General features: G+C 66.3%; 19 protein-coding genes. 16 read left to right on the top strand and 3 right to left on the bottom strand.

Annotated elements, in window-relative coordinates; genetic code table 11:
• Window positions 1-111 precede the first annotated feature (111 nt).
• The 5 genes from ACX36O_RS11095 (at window position 112) to msrQ (ending at window position 5,919) form a co-directional block, all read left to right on the top strand.
• Window positions 112-2,268, top strand: a complete 2,157-nt coding sequence (locus ACX36O_RS11095; RefSeq protein WP_488359784.1) for a cytochrome c biogenesis protein ResB — start codon at window positions 112-114, stop codon at window positions 2,266-2,268.
• Window position 2,269: 1 nt separating this feature from the next.
• Window positions 2,270-3,655 carry a c-type cytochrome biogenesis protein CcsB gene (gene ccsB / locus ACX36O_RS11090; protein WP_488359783.1) on the top strand — a complete coding sequence of 462 codons (1,386 nt, stop codon included), beginning with the start codon at window positions 2,270-2,272 and terminating at the stop codon, window positions 3,653-3,655.
• Between the two features lie 143 nt (window positions 3,656-3,798).
• Complete coding sequence (locus ACX36O_RS11085; RefSeq protein WP_213361589.1) at window positions 3,799-4,179, top strand: hypothetical protein; 381 nt, start codon at window positions 3,799-3,801, stop codon at window positions 4,177-4,179.
• Between the two features lie 101 nt (window positions 4,180-4,280).
• Entirely contained in the window at window positions 4,281-5,279 is a 999-nt protein-coding gene (gene msrP / locus ACX36O_RS11080; RefSeq protein WP_371686593.1) for a protein-methionine-sulfoxide reductase catalytic subunit MsrP, read from the top strand.
• A gap of 10 nt (window positions 5,280-5,289) precedes the next feature.
• Window positions 5,290-5,919: a protein-methionine-sulfoxide reductase heme-binding subunit MsrQ gene (gene msrQ, locus ACX36O_RS11075; RefSeq protein WP_371686592.1), complete on the top strand. Its 630-nt coding sequence runs from the start codon at window positions 5,290-5,292 to the stop codon at window positions 5,917-5,919.
• Window positions 5,920-6,041: 122 nt separating this feature from the next.
• On the opposite strand, the gene lysA is transcribed toward msrQ, so the two are convergent.
• Complete coding sequence (gene lysA, locus ACX36O_RS11070; protein ID WP_213361584.1) at window positions 6,042-7,325, bottom strand: diaminopimelate decarboxylase; 1,284 nt, start codon at window positions 7,323-7,325, stop codon at window positions 6,042-6,044.
• A 61-nt stretch (window positions 7,326-7,386) separates the two neighbouring features.
• Window positions 7,387-7,692 (bottom strand): LPS translocon maturation chaperone LptM, encoded by a 306-nt coding sequence (gene lptM, locus ACX36O_RS11065; RefSeq protein WP_200785694.1) that lies wholly within the window; start codon window positions 7,690-7,692, stop codon window positions 7,387-7,389.
• A gap of 14 nt (window positions 7,693-7,706) precedes the next feature.
• On the opposite strand from lptM, the gene cyaY reads away from it, so the two are divergent.
• Window positions 7,707-8,033: an iron donor protein CyaY gene (cyaY, locus tag ACX36O_RS11060; protein ID WP_091813068.1), complete on the top strand. Its 327-nt coding sequence runs from the start codon at window positions 7,707-7,709 to the stop codon at window positions 8,031-8,033.
• 52 nt (window positions 8,034-8,085) lie between these two features.
• Here the strand turns inward: cyaY and ACX36O_RS11055 are convergent, their stop codons facing one another.
• Window positions 8,086-10,542, bottom strand: a complete 2,457-nt coding sequence (locus ACX36O_RS11055) for a penicillin-binding protein 1A (protein ID WP_213361583.1) — start codon at window positions 10,540-10,542, stop codon at window positions 8,086-8,088.
• A 250-nt stretch (window positions 10,543-10,792) separates the two neighbouring features.
• Between ACX36O_RS11055 and pilM the strand changes: the two genes are divergently transcribed.
• The 10 genes from pilM to ACX36O_RS11005 all read left to right on the top strand — a co-directional run bounded on the left by pilM (window position 10,793) and on the right by ACX36O_RS11005 (window position 20,022).
• Complete coding sequence (gene pilM, locus ACX36O_RS11050; protein WP_488359782.1) at window positions 10,793-11,794, top strand: pilus assembly protein PilM; 1,002 nt, start codon at window positions 10,793-10,795, stop codon at window positions 11,792-11,794.
• On the top strand, window positions 11,782-12,360 hold the full coding sequence (locus ACX36O_RS11045) for a PilN domain-containing protein (RefSeq protein WP_213361577.1): 579 nt from the start codon (window positions 11,782-11,784) through the stop codon (window positions 12,358-12,360). Before pilM ends, ACX36O_RS11045 begins: the two co-directional genes overlap by 13 nt.
• Window positions 12,357-13,025: a type 4a pilus biogenesis protein PilO gene (locus tag ACX36O_RS11040; RefSeq protein WP_213361574.1), complete on the top strand. Its 669-nt coding sequence runs from the start codon at window positions 12,357-12,359 to the stop codon at window positions 13,023-13,025. Before ACX36O_RS11045 ends, ACX36O_RS11040 begins: the two co-directional genes overlap by 4 nt.
• Entirely contained in the window at window positions 13,022-13,567 is a 546-nt protein-coding gene (locus ACX36O_RS11035) for a hypothetical protein (RefSeq protein ID WP_488359781.1), read from the top strand. Before ACX36O_RS11040 ends, ACX36O_RS11035 begins: the two co-directional genes overlap by 4 nt.
• A 170-nt stretch (window positions 13,568-13,737) precedes the next feature.
• On the top strand, window positions 13,738-15,006 hold the full coding sequence (locus ACX36O_RS11030) for a type IV pilus secretin PilQ (protein ID WP_349772153.1): 1,269 nt from the start codon (window positions 13,738-13,740) through the stop codon (window positions 15,004-15,006).
• Window positions 15,007-15,025: 19 nt separating this feature from the next.
• Window positions 15,026-15,586, top strand: a complete 561-nt coding sequence (locus tag ACX36O_RS11025; protein ID WP_250131045.1) for a shikimate kinase — start codon at window positions 15,026-15,028, stop codon at window positions 15,584-15,586.
• Window positions 15,587-15,656: 70 nt separating this feature from the next.
• On the top strand, window positions 15,657-16,898 hold the full coding sequence (gene aroB, locus ACX36O_RS11020; RefSeq protein WP_213361567.1) for a 3-dehydroquinate synthase: 1,242 nt from the start codon (window positions 15,657-15,659) through the stop codon (window positions 16,896-16,898).
• Window positions 16,899-16,938: 40 nt separating this feature from the next.
• Window positions 16,939-18,090 (top strand): deoxyguanosinetriphosphate triphosphohydrolase, encoded by a 1,152-nt coding sequence (locus tag ACX36O_RS11015; protein ID WP_213362735.1) that lies wholly within the window; start codon window positions 16,939-16,941, stop codon window positions 18,088-18,090.
• Between the two features lie 20 nt (window positions 18,091-18,110).
• Window positions 18,111-19,295, top strand: a complete 1,185-nt coding sequence (locus ACX36O_RS11010) for an MFS transporter (protein ID WP_213361564.1) — start codon at window positions 18,111-18,113, stop codon at window positions 19,293-19,295.
• A 76-nt stretch (window positions 19,296-19,371) separates the two neighbouring features.
• Window positions 19,372-20,022 carry a DUF1415 domain-containing protein gene (locus tag ACX36O_RS11005; protein WP_213361563.1) on the top strand — a complete coding sequence of 217 codons (651 nt, stop codon included), beginning with the start codon at window positions 19,372-19,374 and terminating at the stop codon, window positions 20,020-20,022.
• Window positions 20,023-20,073: the final 51 nt, after the last annotated feature.

The raw sequence follows: 20,073 nt of genomic DNA, 5'->3' as shown, positions 1-20,073 counted from the left end.
GCTTTTGTGTTTTTTGAATCTGGTTAAGACCGGCTTCAGTGAATACCCGTATCATGTGCGCGGGTGCGGTGCGCGCCTGATGTTTGCCCCAGACCACAGATTTTCCCGAGCATGACGACTTTTTCCACACAAGGCCTGCAGGTACGCAGCGGCGGACGCTGGTGGCGCTCTGCCGTCGAACTGGTGTCGTCCATGCGCTTTGCCATTGCGCTGCTGACCATCATCTGTGTGGCGTCGGTAATCGGCACCGTGGTCAAGCAGCACGAGCCGTTCAACAACTACATCAACCAGTTCGGCCCGTTCTGGGCGCGCGTGTTCGAGGCGCTCAGCCTGTACAGCGTGTACAGCGCCTGGTGGTTTCTGCTGATCCTGGCGTTTCTGGTGGTGAGCACCAGCCTGTGCATTGCCCGCAACCTGCCCAAGATCGTGCAGGATCTGCGCAACTACAAGGAAAACATTCGCGAGCAGGCGCTCAATGCCTTCGGCCAGAAAGCCACAGCGCAGTTTGGCGAACAGCCCGAACAGGCGGCCCAGCGTATCGGCCGCACCCTGGCCAGCGGCGGCTGGAAGGTGAAGCTGCAGCAGCGCCAGACCGCGCAGGGCGCAGGCTGGATGGTGGCGGCCAAGGCGGGCGGCATGAACAAGATCGGCTATCTGGCTGCGCACAGCGCCATCGTGCTGATCTGCATCGGCGGCCTGTTCGATGGCGACCTGATGGTGCGTGCCCAGACCTGGTTCAACGGCAAGAGTGCCTACACCGGCGGCGGCATGATTGCCGACATCAAGCCCGAACACCGCCTGAGCGCCAGCAACCCCAGCTTCCGCGGCAACCTGTTCGTGCCGGAGGGCACGGCGGCCGACAACGCCATCCTCAACCAGAAGGATGGCGTGCTGATCCAGGAGCTGCCCTTCATCCTGGAGCTGAAGAAGTTCATCGTCGAGTATTACCCCACCGGCATGCCGCGTGTGTTTGCCAGCGAGGTCGTCATCATCGACAAGGAAACCGGCAAGCGCGAGGACGCCCGCATCGAGGTGAACAAGCCGGCCAGCTTCAAGGGCATCGAAATCTACCAGTCCAGCTTCGAGGATGGCGGCTCCGAGATCACGCTGCAGGCCATCGGCATGGGCAATCCCACTGCGCCGTTCGAGGTCAAGGGCGCGGTCGGCACTTCGCAGACCATGGTGGGCGGCAGCGACAAGCGCACGCTGGAGATCACCAACCTGCGCACCATCAACGTCGAGAACTTCGGCGACGATGGCAAGGGCGACCGTGGCGTGGACGTGCGCAAGGTCGACCTGCAGCAGACGCTGAAGCAGAACCTGGGTTCGGCGCAGAACAAGAAGGAACACCAGTTGCGCAACGTGGGCCCGAGCGTGACCTACAAGCTGCGTGATTCTTCTGGCCAGGCGCGCGAGTTCAACAACTACATGCTGCCGATCAACTCAGGCGAAGGCGTGCCAGAGTTCATGTTCGGGGTGCGCGCCAATACCGCCGAGCCCTTCCGCTACCTGCGCATTCCGGCTGATGAGAAGGGCGAGCTGAACGAATTCCTGCGCCTGCGCGAGGCGCTGATGGATCCGGCGCTGCGCGCCGAGGCCGTCAAGCGCTACGTGGCGGCCAATGCCGGCACCGAAAGCCCCGAAATGACCGAGCAGCTCACCGCCTCGGCCGAGCGCGTGCTGTCGCTGTTCGCCGGCGACCCGGCGCTGTTGCCGCAGGCGCGCCTCGATCCCAACAGCGAGGCCGCCCGCAGCTTCGGCCTGCAGGCGATTGCCGCCTTCATCGAGAAAACCATTCCCCCGGACCAGCAGACGCGCTTTGGCGATGTGCTGCTGCGCATTCTCAATGGCACGCTGATCGAGCTGCTGCAGGTGGAGCGTGCCAGGGCCGGGCTGCCCGAGCTGGACCTGAACAAGGAACAGAACCGGGCCTTCATGGCCCAGGCCGTGGTGGCGCTGAGCGACGCGCCACTGTATCCTGAACCCCTGCTGTTCCACATGAAGGAATTCAAGCAGGTGCAGGCCAGCGTGTTCCAGGTGACGCGCAGCCCGGGCAAGTGGGTGGTCTATCTGGGCTGCCTGTTCCTGATCCTGGGCGTGTTTGCCATGCTCTATATCCGCGAGCGCCGCGTGTGGGTGTGGATTACCCCGACAGGTGAGCAGGGACAAGCGAGCAGCGCTACCATGGCGCTGTCCAGCAACCGTCGCAATATCGACAGCGACAAGGAATTTGCAGTGCTTAAAGACAAACTGCTGGGAGTCCGATGACATGAGTACCCCTATGAGCACCACCAGTCCGCAGGCGCCCATTGGCGCTCCGGTCACCATCACGCTGAGCGAAGGCTATTTCAGCCGGCGCAACTGGTTCGACTGGCTGTTTGCCCTGCTGGTCGTGGCAGGCGGCGTGTTTGCCTTCCTGCAATACAACCACGCCATGGATGGCTACGAGAAGGGCATCCTGATCGGTACCGTGCCGGTGCTGATCTGGCTGGGCTGGTTCTGGCGCCCGGCGGCGGTGCTGATGCTGGTGGTGGCGGCATTCTCGCTGTTGTCCATCTCGCTCTATGACGGCGACCTCAAGCGCGCCGACAGCGTGTTCCTGCTGAAGTATTTCCTCTCCAGCCAGTCCGCCATCCTGTGGATGTGCATGATGTTCTTCATCAGCACGCTGTTCTACTGGGTGGGCATGTTCACCGGCAAGGTGGAAACGGCCGGCGGCGACGCCTACCGCAGCAACACCATGGAAGTGCTGGGTTCGCGCATCACCTGGGCAGCCATCGGCATGGCGCTGGTCGGCACCATGGTGCGCTGGTACGAGAGCCACCACATCGGTGCCGGCATCGGCCACATCCCGGTGAGCAACCTGTACGAAGTGTTCGTGCTGTTCTGCTGGATGACGGCGCTGTTCTACCTGTACTACGAGATGCAGTACCGCACGCGGGCGCTGGGCGCCTTCGTGATGCTGGTGGTGAGTGCGGCCGTGGGCTTCCTGCTGTGGTACACGCTGGAGCGTGAAGCGCAGGCGATCCAGCCGCTGGTGCCCGCGCTGCAAAGCTGGTGGATGAAGCTGCACGTGCCGGCCAACTTCATCGGTTACGGCACCTTTGCCCTGGCGGCAATGGTGGCCTTTGCCTACCTGATCAAGAAGCAGGCCACCGAAACCCAGTGGTACAAGCTGGCGCCGCTGTGGCTGCTGGGCATCGTGCTGTGCCTGGAACCGGTGGTGTTCCGCCAAAGCGGCATGAAGACGCTGAGCACCTACTGGGCGATCTACTTCGGCATTTCCGCGCTGATCGTGGCCGGCATCCTGCTGGGCCGCAAGGCGATTGCGGCGCGCCTGCCGGCACTGGAGGTGCTGGATGACGTGATGTACAAGTCCATCGCCGTGGGCTTTGCCTTTTTCACCATCGCCACCGTGCTGGGCGCCCTGTGGGCCGCTGAAGCCTGGGGCGGCTACTGGAGCTGGGACCCGAAGGAAACCTGGGCCCTGATCGTGTGGCTGAACTATGCGGCCTGGCTGCACATGCGCCTGATGAAGGGCCTGCGCGGCACCGTGGCGGCCTGGTGGGCGCTGGCCGGCCTGGCGGTGACGACCTTTGCCTTCATCGGCGTGAACATGTTCCTGAGCGGCCTGCACAGCTACGGTACGCTGTAAGGAACACGCCAGCACTGAGCAGGACGGGCATCCGGAAACGGATGCCCGTTTTTTCTGGCAGAGGATTTCGTCCCGGTCCTACGCGTGGCAAAGAGGTGGGTGGAGCATGCTGGATGGCGTGTTCCTGACACAAGGAGACGATCATGAAACACGGCAAGACGCTTCTGGGATCCCTGCTGGGCGGTGTAATGATGGCGGGGTGTATTGTGGTGCCGGACCATCCGCGCGTTCCCGACGGGAGCCAGCGTCCGGTGACGGAGGTGGCACGCCTGACAGGTGAGCGACAGTGCGAACGCGGCGGCGAAACGCTGCTGTACCAGCAGCGCCGGCTGGAAGCAGCGGGTGTACCGGTGCTCGCATCGACCTGCGGCACCGATGGTCGCATGTATCCGGCCGTTTGTGGCGGGGCGACCGGACATTTGGGCATCTTCACGATTCCCGCTGGACGCACGCAGGCTGCAGAGGCGGCAGGTTTCGTTCCCCTGTCCGCTTATCCTGATGCGCAGCGCACCGTTTGCCGCTGAGGGCTGATCCCTGATACGAGGGTGGGGACTCTGTCCTGCGAACGGCGCGCAGAGCCGCCGGTCTGCAAGAATGCCATGACCTATGGCAGAAGGAGCCCACCATGCATTTCCTCCGCGAACGGGGGTTCGAACACCGGATCCCGAGCGATATCACCCCGCCAGAGCAATACGCTGTGCGCCGGCAATGGCTGCGGGAGGCGGGCTTGCTGGCAACGGTGGCAGTGTCGGGCGGGCTGGGGGTTTCTGGTACGGCAATGGCAGCCCCGGCGCCGCAGGGGAGCACAGGGGCGCGCAAGCTGTCAGCCAGCGCATCCCGGGTGCCGGGCGCCAGCAGCAGCGAAACCCGGACCAGCTACCGCGACGCGACCAGCTACAACAATTTCTACGAATTCGGCACCGGCAAGTCCGATCCTGCCCGCAATGCCGGCCGTCTACGCACCTCGCCGTGGACCGTGCGCATCGAAGGGGCGGTGCACAAGCCGCTGACGCTGGGCATCGAGGACCTGCTCAGGCTGGCGCCGCTGGAGCAGCGCGTGTACCGCCTGCGCTGTGTCGAGGGCTGGAGCATGGTGATTCCGTGGGTGGGTTATTCGCTTTCGAACCTGCTGCGGCGGGTGGAGCCGACCGGCAGTGCGCGTTTCGTCGAGTTCGAGACGCTGGGCGATGCCGCGCAGATGCCGGGGCTGCGTTCGTCCGTGCTGCAGTGGCCCTACACCGAAGGGTTGCGGCTGGATGAGGCCATGCATCCGCTGACGCTGCTGGCGCTGGGCATGTATGGTGAGGTGCTGCCGGCCCAGAATGGCGCGCCGGTGCGTCTGGTGGTGCCGTGGAAGTACGGCTTCAAGAGCGCCAAGAGTCTCGTCCGCATCCGCCTGACGGAGCAGATGCCGCGCACGGCGTGGAACAAGGTGGCGCCCACGGAATATGGTTTCTATTCCAATGTGAACCCGTCCGTGCCGCATCCGCGCTGGAGCCAGGCGACCGAGCGGCGCATTGGCGACAGCCTGTGGACGCCGCGGCGCAAGACGCAGCTGTTCAACGGCTATGCCCCGCAGGTGGCCAGCCTGTATGCCGGCATGGATCTGGCGAAGAATTTCTGAAAGGACAAGAATGAGTGCAATCAAGGGCCTGCTGGCCAGCCGCAAGGCCAAGCCCCTGCTGTGGCTGCTGGGCTTGCTGCCGCTGGCGTGGATGGTGTGGCAGACGGCGCAGGGTGCGTATGTCAATCCGGAAGAGTCGCTGGTGCGCGGTGCGGGCGACTGGGCGCTGCGCTTCCTGTGCCTGACGCTGGCCGTCACGCCGGTGCGCGTGACCTTCAAGCTGCCGCAGGTGCTGCGTTTCCGGCGGGTGCTGGGGCTGCTGATGTTCAGCTATGCGGTTGTGCACCTGCTGCTCTACGCGGGGCTGGCCATGGGTTTCAGCCTGGGCGAGGTGGCGCGTGACATCGGCGAGCGCCCCTTCATCCTGGCCGGAATGCTGACCTTCGTGCTGCTGCTGCCGCTGGCGCTGACGTCGAACAACGCCGCGATCCGCGCGCTGGGTGCCTCGAACTGGCAGGCGCTGCACCGCCTGATCTATGTGGCCGCGGGCACCGCGGTGCTGCACTTCCTGTGGATGCGGGCCGGCAAGAACGATACGGCCGAGGTTTGGGTGTATACCGCGATTCTGGGCCTGCTGCTCGGCTGGCGGCTGTGGTACTGGAACCGCAACCAGCCGGCGGCAGGGGCTTGCGGGCACTGATCCGGCCGGATCGGTGCGGCTCGGATCACCACTCCGGACGAAGGCAGTGCGCAGCGCTGCACCTCTCCGGAGGTGCAGCTACAGCCCTTCGGCGGCACGCAGTGCGCATGCCTGCTCGCTTGTTACAGCAGCCGTTCGCGCGCGTAAATGGCGCTGACGGTTTCACGCTCGGCCACCAGGTGCGCCTGGCCATCGGCCACCAGCACTTCGGCCGCACGGCCGCGGCTGTTGTAGGTGCTGGACATGCTCATGCAGTAGGCGCCGGCGGAGAGCACGGCCAGCAGGTCGCCCTGCTGGACCGCCAGGGTACGGTCGCGGCCCAGCCAGTCGCCGCTTTCGCAGACCGGGCCGACCACGTCGTAATTCAGACTGATGGCCTCCGGCTGTTGCGGGCCGACCGGCACGATCTGGTGGTAGGCCTCGTACATGGCGGGGCGCGGCAGGTCGTTCATGGCGGCATCGACGATGCAGAAGTTCTTGGCTTCTGCATGCTTGAGGTAGAGCACCTCGGCCACGCAGATGCCGGCGTTGCCGACGAGCGAGCGGCCGGGCTCGATCAGGATCTGGCGTTCGCCCATGCCGCGGGCGTCCATTTCGGCCAGCAGGGCCTGCCACAGCTCGTTGGCGGCGGGCGGGGTTTCGTCGGCGTAGGTGATGCCCAGGCCGCCGCCGAAATCGAAATGCGGCAGCGGGATGCCGTGCGATTCGATCAGCTGCACCAGGTCGAGCATGCGCTGCATGGCGTCCAGGTAAGGGCCGCTCTGGGTGATCTGCGAACCGATGTGGCAGTCGATGCCCACCACGCGCAGGCCGGGCAGGCTGGCGGCCAGCTGGTAGGCGGAGAGGGCTTCCTCGTGCGCCACGCCGAACTTGTTGCCCTTGAGGCCGGTGGAGATGTAGGGATGGGTGCGGGCGTCGACGTTGGGGTTGACGCGGATGCTGATGGGCGCCTGGCAGCCCAGCTCCACGGCAACCTCGTTGAGCACGTGCAGTTCGTTGATGCTTTCGACGTTGAAGCAGCCGATGCCGGCCTGCAGCGCCTGGCGCATTTCGCTGCGTTTCTTGCCGACGCCGCTGAAGATGATCCTGGCCGGGTCGGCCCCGGCTGCCAGGGCGCGCTCGAGTTCGCCACCGGAGACGATGTCGAAGCCGCAGCCGGCCTGGGCAAACACCTGCAGCACGGCCAGCGTGGAGTTGGCCTTCATGGCGAAGCAGATCAGGGCGTTGCGGCCGGCAAAGCCCTGCTGGTAGGCCTGCAGCGCGCGCAGCATGGTGGCCTTGGAATAGATGAACAGCGGCGTGCCGTGCTCGCGCGCCAGATCGGCGACGGACACGCCGTCGACGCAAAGCTGGTTGTTGGCATCGTAGGCCAGGGAAGGGGCGCCGGGGAGTTGCAGGGTGGTCATGATGGCGGTGCTTCGCAGGAGGGAAGGGGATCGGGGCCGAAGGCCGAAAGGGGACGGGGCGTCAGCGGATGTCGTCGTGTTGCAGCGGGTCTGCTTCAACGTCTGGCGCGAGGATGGGGGCCGGTAGAGGGGCAACGGCCGGCGTGGCGCCCGAAGCCGTGACGGAAGCGGACGCCGCGCTGGCGGCGGGCGTGGCTGCCCTGGCGCGTGGCAGTACCGGGCCAAGCAGTGTTTCGGGCAGCGTGGCACGGTGGGCCGCTTCCGGCGCGGTGGGCAGATACAGAGGCCCTTTCTGGCCACAGCCCATCAGCGGGGTACAGCACAGGCCGAGCAGGGCGCTGTTTACAATGATTCGGACATTCAACATAGGCTGGAATTGTAATGACTGACCTGGAATACCTGGAAGCGGCGGAGCAGGTGTTGCGCCGTATCGAAGCAGCATGCGACCGCATCAATGACGACACCGACGCCGATATCGACAACCAGCGCGTGGGCGGCATGATCACGCTGGTGTTCCCCAACCAGAGCCAGATCGTGATCAACCTGCAGAAGCCGCTGCACGAGATCTGGATGGCGGCCCGTGCGGGCGGTTTCCATTACAAGTTTGATGGCAGCCAATGGCAGGACACCAAGGGCCATGGCGAATTCTTTGCCCACCTGAGCCGCTGTGCCAGCGAGCAGGCGGGCCTGGCGCTGGAATTTGCCTGAACCCTGCCCAGACGAATCAGGCAGCCCGCGGGCTGCCTGAAGGGGTGCGGCCTCAGTTGCCGCGGAAAACGTCATCGGTGGCCAGCGGACTGTTGGAGGGGGCGCCGGCCGGGTCGGCTCCCTGGGGTTCGCCGTCACTGCTGTCGCTGCCCTGGCCTCCCGACTTGGAACGGCCGGGATTGGGGTTGTAGTTGGAGACGCCGATCCGGCTGATGCCGCGTCCGCCGGCGTATTCCTCATAGACCCAGTCGCCCTGGCGCGTCACGCCTTCCGGCGCCTTGCGGTTGAGATCGGTGACCGGCACGCCCTTGAGCGCCGTCTGCATGTACTGGATCCAGATCGGCAGGCTAAGGCCGCCGCCGGTTTCGCGGTCGCCCAGGTTGCGCGGGTTGTCGAAGCCCATCCAGACCACCGCGACCTGGGTAGCCTGGAAGCCGGCAAACCAGGCGTCTTTCGAGTCGTTGGTCGTGCCGGTCTTGCCATACAGGTCGGAGCGGCCCAGCGTGCCGGTGGCGCGTGCGGCGGTGCCACGGGTGGTCACCTCGTTCATCAGGCTGTTCATGACGAAGGCATTGCGCTCGGGGATGGCGCGGCGGTCTTCGGTCAGTTCGACCGGCTTGACTTCGGAGATGGTGTTGCCGCGCTGGTCCTTGATCAGCGAGATGATGTAGGGATTGACGGCATAGCCGCCGTTGGCAAACACCGAGTAGCCCACCGCCATTTCCAGCGGCGTGACGGTGCCGGCGCCCAGCGCCATGGTCAGGTAGGGCGGGGTGCGTTCGGCCGGGAAGCCGAAGCGGCCGGCCCATTCCTGGGTTTTCTGCGTGCCCACGGACTGCAGGATGCGGATGGACACCATGTTCTTGGACTTGGCCAGGGCCTGGCGCACGGACAGCGGCGGACCGTTGCCTCCATCGTAGTTCTTGGGCGCCCAGGGTTTGCCGCCAGTGACGTCGGAGCCGAAGTACAGGGGCGAGTCGCTGACGATGGTGCCCGGCATGATGCCCGTTTCGAGGCCGGCCGAGTAGATGAAGGGCTTGAAGCTCGAGCCCGGTTGGCGGTAGGCCTGCGTGACGTGGTTGAACTTGTTCTTGTTGAAGTCGAAGCCGCCGACCAGGGCCTGGATGGCGCCGGTGCGCGGGTCCATGGCAACGAGGGCGCTTTCCACTTCGGGCAGCTGGCGGATTTCCCAGCCGCCCTTGCCCTTGACGATGCGGATGACGGCACCGGGGCGGATCTTCTGCGTGGCCGAGGCCTTGGACGACAGCGCAAAGCTGGCAAAGCGCAGGCCGTTGCCGGTGATGGCGATGTCCTCGTTGTCGCTGCGGCGCACCACGACCTTGCGCGGCGAGGCTTCGGTGACGATGGCGGCGACCATTTCGCCGGCATCCGGATAGTCGGTCAGGGCATCGGAGATGGCTTCTTCCAGCAGCTCCTTGTCCTTGGGCAGCGTCACGAAGTGCTCGGGGCCACGGTAGGCGCGTCGGCCATCATAGGTGAGGATGCCGCGGCGCACGGCCTCGTAGGCGGCATTCTGGTCGCGGGTGGAGATGGTGGTGTAGACGTTCAGGCCGCGCGTATAGGCTTCGGGGCCGTACTGGTCGTAGATGAGCTGGCGCACCATCTCGCCCACATAGTCGGCGTGCACGGTATCGCCGAAGCTGGCGCGCTTGTACACCAGCTGTTCATTGCGGGCTTCCTCGGCCTGTTCGGGCGTGATGAAGCGGTTCTCGACCATGCGTTCCAGGATGTAGACTTGGCGCGTGCGGGCGCGGCTGGGGTTGACGATGGGGTTGTAGAGCGAAGGGGCCTTGGGCAGGCCGGCCAGCATGGCGGCCTCGGCAATGCTCACGTCCTTGATCGACTTGCCGAAATAGGCTTCGGAAGCCGCGGCAAAGCCGTAGGCACGATTGCCCAGGAAGATCTGGTTGAGGTAGATCTCGAAGATCTGGTCCTTGGTCAGCGAGTGCTCGAGCTTGAATGCCAGCAGCATCTCGTAGATTTTGCGCGTGAAGGTCTTTTCGGAGGAGAGATAGACGTTGCGCGCCACCTGCATGGTAATGGTGGAGGCGCCCTGGCTCTTGGACTTGCTGAAGTTGGCCAAGCCGGCACGGGCCACGCCGACGTAGTCGATGCCGCCGTGCTCGTAGAAGCGGGCGTCCTCGATGGCGAGCACGGCGTCCTTCATGACCTTGGGAATTTCATTGAAGGGCACGTAGCTGCGGCGCTCCTCGCCGAATTCGGAAATCAGGTTGCCTTCGGAGCTGTAGATGCGCAGCGGCAGCTTGGGCTGGTAGTTCTGCAGGCTGGAGACGTCGGGCAGGTTGGGGTAGGCCACGGAGAGGGCGACCAGCACCAGCAGCGCCAGGGTGGCGGCTCCCGCCACGGCCAGGCCGATCAGCCACAGAAACAGGCGAACCAGCCAGTGACGCTTCTTGGGTGGGGGAGGGGAAGGAGGTTGTGCCGGGTTGGACGGCCCGGAGAAAACGGGATCGATCGGTGATGTCATGGGTGCATGGGGTACGGAGCGCAAGACTGCACACTGCGCGCATGGCAAGGGTACGGGCAGGCCCAGGCCCCCGCCGGATCACGACATTGTGCATCAGAGGGCTGGCATCTGCATCACGTCTCTGGATGGCGCTTGTAACAAGGGCTTGCGGCTGTGGGGTGATTGCCACTCGGGGGAGAAAGTGGTGTTTGGGTTGTTGGTGTTCAAATATGGGATATAAAATAGATAAAAAGTACTATTAATTTTAATCATGAAATGGATCAGGCTAGTGGCTGGGTGGCCATGGAAGCGCCAATCGGCCCCGGTGATGGCGCTGGGGCTGTATCGCGGTACGCAGGAGTGGCGCCTGCTGCAACTGGTGCGCGGGCGCGAAGGCGGCTTGCGCGTGCATGCGGCTGGCGTATTGGCAGTGCGCGATGCGGCGGATGAGGGGCGCCCCGGGGCGGAGCCCGAGGGCTTGCGCCTGCGGGCCTGGATGGGCGACTGCGGGGTGGTGGCCTCCACGGTGGTGGCAGGCTTGCCGCGCTCGGCCCTGCGCCTGTGGCGCATGCAGGTGCCGGCTGGACTGGACGCAGAGGACATGGAGCATATGGCGCTGCTGGATGCGCAGGGCCGGCACGGGCTTTCCGGGGAAGCCTGGTGTGTGGATTTTGGCGTGCTCGGGCCTGCTGCACGGATGGACGAGGGTGTGGAGCTGCTGGTGGCAGCAGCGCCCCGGGCTGAAGTGGAGGGTTGGCAGCAAGGGCTGCATTCGGCCGGGCTGCCGCTGCAGATGCTGGAGGTGGCTGCCCATGCGGCCAAGGCGGCCGTGCTGCGGGCCTGGCGCTGCCAGGCCGGGGAAGGCACGGGTTGTCACTGCATTGTGTTGTGGGAAGAGGAGGGGGTGACCCTGCTGTGGATGCTGGACGGGGTGCTGCTGGAAGAGCAAGGGCTGGAGGTACGCGAAACGCCGGAGCTGGCGGCAGGCTTTGCCCACCACTGCCGGGTGCGTGGGGTGGAACTGCAGCAGATCTGGCTGGCGGTGGATGTGCCGATGGCGGAGGCCGGGTTGCTGCGGCTGTATGAGGCGCTGCGGCAGGGGATTGGCATGGCCTGCAGGGATGAGGCGGAGCCGGCCGTGCAGTGGCTGCAGCCCTGGTGCGGCATGGCGTTCGGTGATGCGGGTGTGCACGAACGGCTGCTCGCGCAGGCATCGGGCTGGTGGACCGTCTGTGGGCTGGCCTTGCGCGGGGTGGATGCATGGTCCTGCTGAATCTGCTGCCGCACCGGGAGCAGGCCCGCTGGCGCCAGCGGCGGCACTGGCACGGCATGCTGGGGGTTGCGCTTGGCGTTGCCGTGCTGGCAGGTGTTGCCCTGTATGCGCAGGGACAGCAGCGCCTGGGCCGCCAGGAGCGGGCCACGGCGGTGCTGGAAGAGGCCGTCGCCCGGCTGGGACCGCAACTGGCCGAGGTGCGCAAGCTGGACGCTGCCCTGCGCGAGGGGCGCACGCGCCTGCAGCAATGGCAGGCCTGGCAGCAATCCGCCCGGCAACCCTTGCGCCTGCTGGAGTTGCTGGCGCGCGAGCTGCCGCCGGGCACCGGTTTGACGCGGGTGGAGCAGGAACCGGGACAGATGGTGCTGCAGGGGCTGGCCGTGTCGCGCGAGGCGGCGACTGCCCTGCGCGAGTTGATCGACGGAAGCGGCCTGCTGGCGCAACCGGCGTTGCTGGCAGATATGCGGGACGAAAAGGACGGGGTGGTATTTCGCCTGGTGCTGCCGCTGGCGCCGGTGGGCTCGGGACAGCCTCCTGTTGCCGCGGCGGATGGAGTTGCTGAATGATGGCGGATCAAGGCGAGCGCGCAGGTCTTTTGCTTGCCTGGCAGCGGCTGCAGGGGCGCCCCATGGCGCAATGGCCGGTGCAGGCGCAGTTCGGAGCGGCGCTGCTGCTGGCAGCCGGCCTCTCTGTGGCGGCGGGGCTGGTGCTGTTGCGCATGGAGCAGGAGGCCCTGGCCGGGCATGAGGCGCGGCAGCAGGCGCTGCAGTCGGACTACCGCAAGCATCTTGCCGAGGTGGCCGCCTTGCCGGCCCTGCGTGCCCGGATGCAGGCCATGGAGCAGCAACAGGCTGCACATGCCGCGCTGGCGCCCAGGGCCGCGCAGGAGGGAGAGCTGCTGTCGGCCTGGCACCGGGCGGCCGCGGCTCAGGGCTTGCAGCTGGGGCGCCTGCAGCCCGGCAAGGAGAAGCTGCAGGAAGCTTACGCCCGCCAGTGGCTGCAGTTGCGCGCCGAGGGCGGTTACCAGGGCGTGACCGGCATGCTGGCGGCCCTGCAGGGATTGCCATGGAGCGTGGTGCCGGAGCGCTGGAGCCTGGCCCCCGACCGCAGCCGTTCGGGGCGCAGCCGGGGCGCGCTGGTGTGGCAAGGCAAGTTTGCCGTGTACCGCTTTGCCCTGGCGGGAGAGCGTCCGGTGCGCAAGGGGCGCAAGACGGGAGGGAAAACATCATGAAGGTGGAGCAGGCAGGGGCGATCCTTGCAGTTGCGGCGGTGCTCGCGGGATGTTCCGGACAGCAGGATCCGGAAGCCCGGATGCGGGCCTGGGTGCAGGCGCAAAAGGCGGAACCGGCGAAGGCGCCGGAGCCGTGGCCCGATGCGGCCATCGAGGCCGAGGTTGGCGTGGCAGGACAGGACGGGGCGGCGAAGGCACAGGCTTTGCATGATCCCTTTGCTGCGGTGCAGGCCTTGAGCGGAATCAGCGATCCGGCTTCTGCGGCTTTTCCGGCTGGTGCAGCGGGGGCAGGCGGGCAGGCAGGCACGGCAGGTCCGGTCTATCTGGGCATGCTGCAGCGTGGTGCGGACAGGGCCGCGGTGGTGCGCACGGGCGAGAGCGTGGAACTGGTGCGGATCGGGCAGCGCATCGGAAAGGATGGCGCACGGGTGGCCGGCATCGGCACACAAGCCCTGACGCTGCACGCAGCGGGTGCCAGCGGGCGCGACGCAAAGGGAACGGGCGTGCAGCAATTGCCGCTGGAACAGGATGGAATGCAATGAGCGACAGGCGCAAGGCGGGGAATGGCCGCTGGATGGCTGCAGGGCTTCTGGTCCTGCTGCTGGTACAGGGACCGGCAAGGGCGAGCAGCCCTGCGACGGGCGTCCCGGGAGATACCATGTCGGCCGGTGAGGCTGTGGTGGAGCCGGCAGCGCAGCGAAAGCGTGACCGCATGCGCACTGACCGCATTTCGCTGCATTTCCAGAACATCGAGGTGCGGGCATTGCTGCAGGTGATTGCCGACTTCACCGGCCTGAACGTTGTGGCCTCCGATTCGGTGACGGGGAGCATGACGGTGCGCCTGAAGGAGGTGCCCTGGGAGCAGGCGCTGGACATCATCCTGCAGACGCGCGGGCTGGCGATGCAGCGCAAGGGCAACGTATTGTGGGTGGCACCGCAGGGAGAGCTGGCAGCGCGGCAGAAACTGGATCTGGAAGCGGGTTCGGCGATCCAGGGGCTGGAGCCGGTGCGAACGCAGGGCTTTTCGCTCAACTATGCACGGGCGTCGGAACTGGTGCGGCATCTGGCCGGGAGTGGCACCAGCGGCTCGCGCATGCTGAGTGCGCGTGGCCATGCCTTTGCCGAGCCGCGCACCAACCAGCTGTTCGTGACCGATGTGCCTTCGGTGCTGGAGCAGGTGCAGGGGCTGCTGGCGAAACTGGACATCCCGGTGCGGCAGGTGATGATCGAGGCGCGCATCGTGGAGGCGGGCGACAGCTGGGGCAAATCGCTGGGCGCACGGCTGTCCATCCTGGGGCAGGGGCAGAGTGGCGCCTCGATTGGTTCGTGGAACGGGCGCGACTACCGGGTGGGTGTGGCATCGCGGCCCGGCGCAGCGGAGACGACCCTGTACAACCTGCCGGCGATCGGGCAGAACGGCTATAGCCCGGCGACGCTGGGGTTGAGCATTTTCAGCCCGGCGGCGGCGCGCTTCCTGAGCCTGGAGATTTCGGCGCTGGAGGCCGATGGCAAGGGCAAGCTGGTGTCCAGCCCGCGGGTGGTGACGGCCGACCAGACCAAGGCGCTGATCGAGCAGGGCACCGAGTTGCCGTACCAGGTGGCGACGGCCAGCGGCGCCACCTCGCTGGCCTTCCGCAAGGCCAACCTCAAGCTGGAAGTGACGCCGCAGATCACGCCGGAAGGCAATGTGATCCTGGATCTGGATGTGAACAAGGATTCGGTGGGGCGCTCCACGCTGGACGGCTTTGCCATCGACACCAAGCACATCCAGACCAATGTGCTGATCGAGGATGGGGGCACGCTGGCGATTGGCGGCATTTTCGAGATGAGCGAGCGCAACGATGTGAGCCAGGTGCCGGTGCTGGGCGATATCCCCGTGCTGGGCAATCTGTTCAAGACGCGCACGCAGGCCACCGAAAAGAAGGAGATGCTGGTCTTCATCACGCCTAAAATCCTGTCAGGAGGCGTGGCGATGCGCTGAAGGCACAGGAGAGGCAAGAGTGATCGTACTGGTAGGCATGCCCGGATCGGGCAAATCATCGGCAGGGCGGCAGGTGGCGCGCCGCTTTGGCCTGCCCTTTGTCGATTCGGACCACCTGATCGAGGCGGAGATCGGCATGCCGATCAAGGATTATTTTGCGCGGCATGGCGAGGAGGCCTTCCGCGATCTGGAGACGGCCACGCTGCGCCGGGTGGGCGAGCGGCCGGGGCAGTGCGTGCTGTCGACCGGCGGCGGCTCGGTGCTGCGTCCCGAAAACCGTGCGCTGCTGCGCGAGAAGGGCACGGTGCTATATCTGCGCGCCTCGCCCGAGGAAATCTATCGCCGCCTGCGCCACGACACCAAGCGCCCGCTGCTGCAGGTGGCCGATCCGCGGGCCAAGCTGCAGGAACTGTTCCAGGCGCGTGATCCGCTGTACAGAGAGACGGCGCACTACGTGATCGAGACCGGGCGCAGCTCGGTGCAGGGGCTGGTGCACCATATTGCGATGCAGCTGGAAGTGGCGGGTGTCCTGCCGGCGCGTGGCCAGCGCGGACAGGCCCCCCGGAGCGATGCCCGGTAACGGTGTGCCGAACACGGCGCCCCATTGCTGACAGGGCGGCGGCTGCACATTCTTGCGTCACAATGATGGCATGAATGCTGCATCCGCCCTGACCCGTTTCGACATCACCGCCTCGCTTCCCGACTTTGATCCCGTTCCTGCCCGGGGCGGCGATACCGTACCGATTGCGCTGGATGCGCGCAGCTATCCGATCCGCATCGGCAGCGGGCTGCTGGGGCAGGCGGAAACCTGGAGCGATCTGCCGAAGGCGCGGCAGGCGGTGATTGTGACCAATACCACGGTGCAGCCCCTGTACGCCGCGCAACTGGAGCATGCGCTGGCACCGCACTACGCCCAGGTGCGCACGGTGGCGCTGCCGGATGGCGAGCAGTACAAGACCTGGGAAGCGCTGAACCAGATTTTCGATGCGTTGCTGGGTGGCCAGTGCGACCGCAAGACGGTGCTGTTTGCTTTGGGCGGCGGCGTGGTGGGCGACATGACCGGTTTTGCTGCAGCCTGCTACATGCGCGGTGTGCCTTTTGTTCAGGTGCCCACCACGCTGCTGGCGCAGGTGGATTCTTCGGTGGGCGGCAAGACGGCCATCAACCATCCGCTGGGCAAGAACATGATCGGCGCCTTCTATCAGCCGCGCCGCGTGGTATGCGATATGGACTCGTTTGCGACGCTGCCGGACCGCGAGCTGAGCGCCGGCTTGGCGGAAGTGATCAAGTACGGTCCGATTGCCGATATGGCCTTCTTCGAATGGCTGGAGCAGAACATGGAAGCGCTGCGTGCGCGCGATGCCGATGCGCTGCGCGTGGCGGTGCGCCGCAGCTGCCAGATCAAGGCCTGGGTGGTGGGGCAGGACGAGCAGGAAAGCGGCATGCGCGCCATCCTGAACTACGGGCACACCTTTGGCCATGCGATCGAGGCGGGGCTGGGGTTCGGCACCTGGCTGCACGGCGAGGCGGTGGGCTGCGGCATGGTGCTGGCGAGCGAGCTGTCGGCGCGGCTGGGGCTGGTGGATGCCGCCTTTGTGCAGCGCGTGCGCAGCCTGGTGCAGCGCGCCGGCCTGCCGGTGCTGGCGCCTCAACTGGAGGATGATGCAACTGCCGGGGCCGCGGGTGATGCCGGCGCAGGGTCGGGCATCGATGCCAACGCCGAAGCCTGGCTGCACCACATGCGCGTGGACAAGAAGGCCGAAGCCGGCCAGATCCGGTTCGTGGTGATTGCGCAGCCGGGCGAGGCGGCGCTGGCGACCGCGCCCGATGCACTGGTTGCCGAGGTGATCGCCGCGCACAGCAACCCGCATGCCTGCCTGATGCAGCGCTGAGTACGCCGTGGCGATCTTCGTTCCGGACCTGCCTGATACCATGCGCGGCAATGCGCCTGCGCAGGCGCATGCCCCCTGGGCGGCGCATCCGCTGCAATCGCGCGGACGCCGCCATGCAGAGCAGGAAGCGCCCACGCGCGGCATGTTCCAGCGTGACCGCGACCGCATCGTGCACTCCTCCGCGTTCCGGCGGCTGGTGTACAAGACGCAGGTGTTTCTCAACCACGAAGGCGACCTGTTCCGCACGCGGCTGACGCATTCGCTGGAAGTGGCGCAACTGGGCCGCAGCATTGCGCGTGCGCTGGGGCTGGACGAGGATCTGGTGGAGGCGATTGCGCTGGCGCACGATCTGGGACATACGCCGTTCGGCCACGCCGGGCAGGACGCCCTGCACGCCTGCATGACCGATTACGGCGGCTTCGAGCACAACATGCAGAGCCTGCGCGTGGTGGATGTGCTGGAGCTGCGCTATCCGGAGTTCGACGGGTTGAACCTGTGCTTCGAAGCGCGCGAAGGCATTCTCAAGCACTGCTCGGCGCGCAATGCGCGCTGGCTGGAGGAGCGCGAGCCGGGTGGCGTGGGACTGCGCTTCCTGCAGGGCACGCAGCCCAGCCTGGAGGCACAACTGTGCAATCTGGCCGACGAGATCGCCTACAACGCCCACGATATCGACGATGGCCTGCGCAGCAGTCTGCTGAGTTGGGAGCAGGTGCTGACAGTGCCGCTGGTGGCGCGCCACCATGCCAGCGTGCAGCGCGATCATCCGCAACTGACGGGGCGCCGCCTGCTCTACGAAACCATCCGCCGCATGCTGAGCGAGCAGGTCTATGACGTGATGACAGCCACGCGCGCGGCGATCAGCCGGCACCGGCCGCAGCATGTGGACGAGGTGCGGCAATGCCCGCCGCTGGTCGGCTTCAGCGCCGGCATGCGGGCCGAGTCGCTGCAACTCAAGCAGTTGCTGCTGCATGCGCTGTACCGCCATCCGCAGGTGATGCAGAAAATGGGCGTGGCGCAACAGGTGGTGCGCGAGCTGTTTGCGATCTACCTGCAGCAGCCGGGCGAGATGAAGCCGGATTTTGCCGCCCGCCCGGATACGGAGCGCGCCGTGGCGGACTATATCGCCGGCATGACCGACCGTTTCGCGCTGCGCGAGCATGCGCGCCTGACCGGCCAGCAGGTGCCGATGTGACCGCGGAGGCGCCCGGCGGCATGCGCGCCGCGTGGATCGTGATGGTCACGGGCGTCTGTGCCGCCATGATCATTGGCAAACTGCCGCCGGCCGTACCGGCCCTGCAGCGCGAGCTGGGCATGACGCTGATGGAGGCGGGCTTCCTGTTGTCGCTGGTGCAGGTGGCGTCGCTCAGCATGGGCTTGTTCCTCGGGCTGGCGAGCGACCGCTTCGGCCTGCGCCGCTCCATGCTCACCGGTCTGGGTCTGATGACGCTGGCCAGTTTTGCCGGCGGCTGGGCGCACAGCGCATCCGTGCTGCTGGTGCTGCGTGCGTTCGAGGGGCTGGGTTTTCTGCTGACCTCCTTGTCGGCGCCGGCCGTGCTGCGCCGGCTGGTGCCGCCGGAGAGGGTCACGCAGGTGATGGGCATCTGGGGCGCCTATGTGCCGTTCGGTACGGCGCTGGCGATGCTGCTGGGGCCGGCGGTGATCCTGGCGGCGGGCTGGGAGGGCTGGTGGTGGCTGATCGCGCTGCTGTGCGCGCTCTGCCTGCTGGCCGTGTGGCGCTGGGTGCCGCCCGATCCGCCGCAGTCGGCGCAGCCAGCCGGTGCCGGAGGCTGGACGGGCAAGCTGCGCCTGACGCTGTCCAGCGCGGGGCCGTGGCTGCTGTTTCTTACCTTTTGCGTCTATGCCGCGCAGTGGATGGCGGTGATCGGTTTTTTGCCGACCATCTATGCCCAGGCCGGCGTAAGCGGCTGGACGCTGGGCGTGCTGATGGCGCTGGTGCCGGCGATGAACATCTTCGGCAACGTGGCGGCGGGGCAACTGCTGCACCGCGGGGCGGAGCCGGGCACGCTGCTGATCACGGGTTTCGCGGTGATGGCGCTGGGGGCCTGGCTGGCATTTGCCGGGCTGGAGCTATCCACGGCGGTGCGCTATGGCGGCATGCTGCTGTTCTCGCTGTTTGGCGGGTTGGTGCCGGGCACGCTGTTCGCCCTGGTGCCCCGGCTGGCGCCGGACGGCAGCCTGATTTCCAGCACGGTGGGCTGGATGCTGCAGGGTTCTTCGCTCGGGCAGTTTTCCGGGCCGCCGGCCGTGGCCTGGCTGTCGGGCCTGGTGGGCGGCTGGCACTGGACCTGGGCGGCGACCGGTGCCTGCGCGGTGCTGGGCTGCCTGCTGGCCACGCGTTTCGGCAGGCTGCGCAGCGGATCGCCAGTACGCCGCTGAGGTCGGCTGTGGCGAACGCGCTCGGCGCCGAGGCAGCCTATGCCCCACCGAACCCGCTGCGTGGCACAATGCGCGCATGACTACCGAACTCGCCGCCACCGTCGTCGCAGATGTCCGCCACTGGCTGGAACAGGCCGTGATCGGCCTCAATCTGTGCCCCTTTGCCAAGGCCACCTACGTCAAGGAGCAGGTGCACTATGCCGTGTGCGGTGCGCAGACCGAGGACGAGGCGTTGCAGGCCGTGCACGACGAGCTGATCGCGCTGATGGAAACGCCGATGGACGAGCGTGAAACCACGCTGATGATTTTCCCGGCGATGTTCGACGACTTCCTCTATTTCAACGATTTCGCCGGTGCGGCCGACGACATCCTGGCCGATCTGGGGCTGGAGGGCGAACTGCAGATTGCCTACTTCCACCCGCGCTTCCAGTTCGACGGCACCGAGCCGGAGGAAATCAGCAACGCCACCAACTGGGCGCCGTACCCCATCCTGCACCTGCTGCGCGAGGAAAGCATCGACCGTGCGGTCGAGACCTATCCCGAGGTGGACGAGATTCCCGAGCGCAACATCGAGCTGCTTGAGCACCTGGGCGTGAAAGGCTGGAACAAGCTGGGCATCGTCACGCGCGTGAGTGCGGACGAGTGGGTGAAGCATTGCCCGGTGCATGGCCAGGCCGCGGGTGTGGAGGAGCCGGATACGCCGGACGAAGAAGGTCGCCATGGCTAAGCCGGAGCAAGGTGGCCGGACGCAGCGCGGCACCGGAGCTGCAGCCGCTGA

This window comes from Brachymonas sp. KE5, from assembly GCF_057773645.1.
This window is presented reverse-complemented; position numbering and strand designations above follow the sequence as displayed.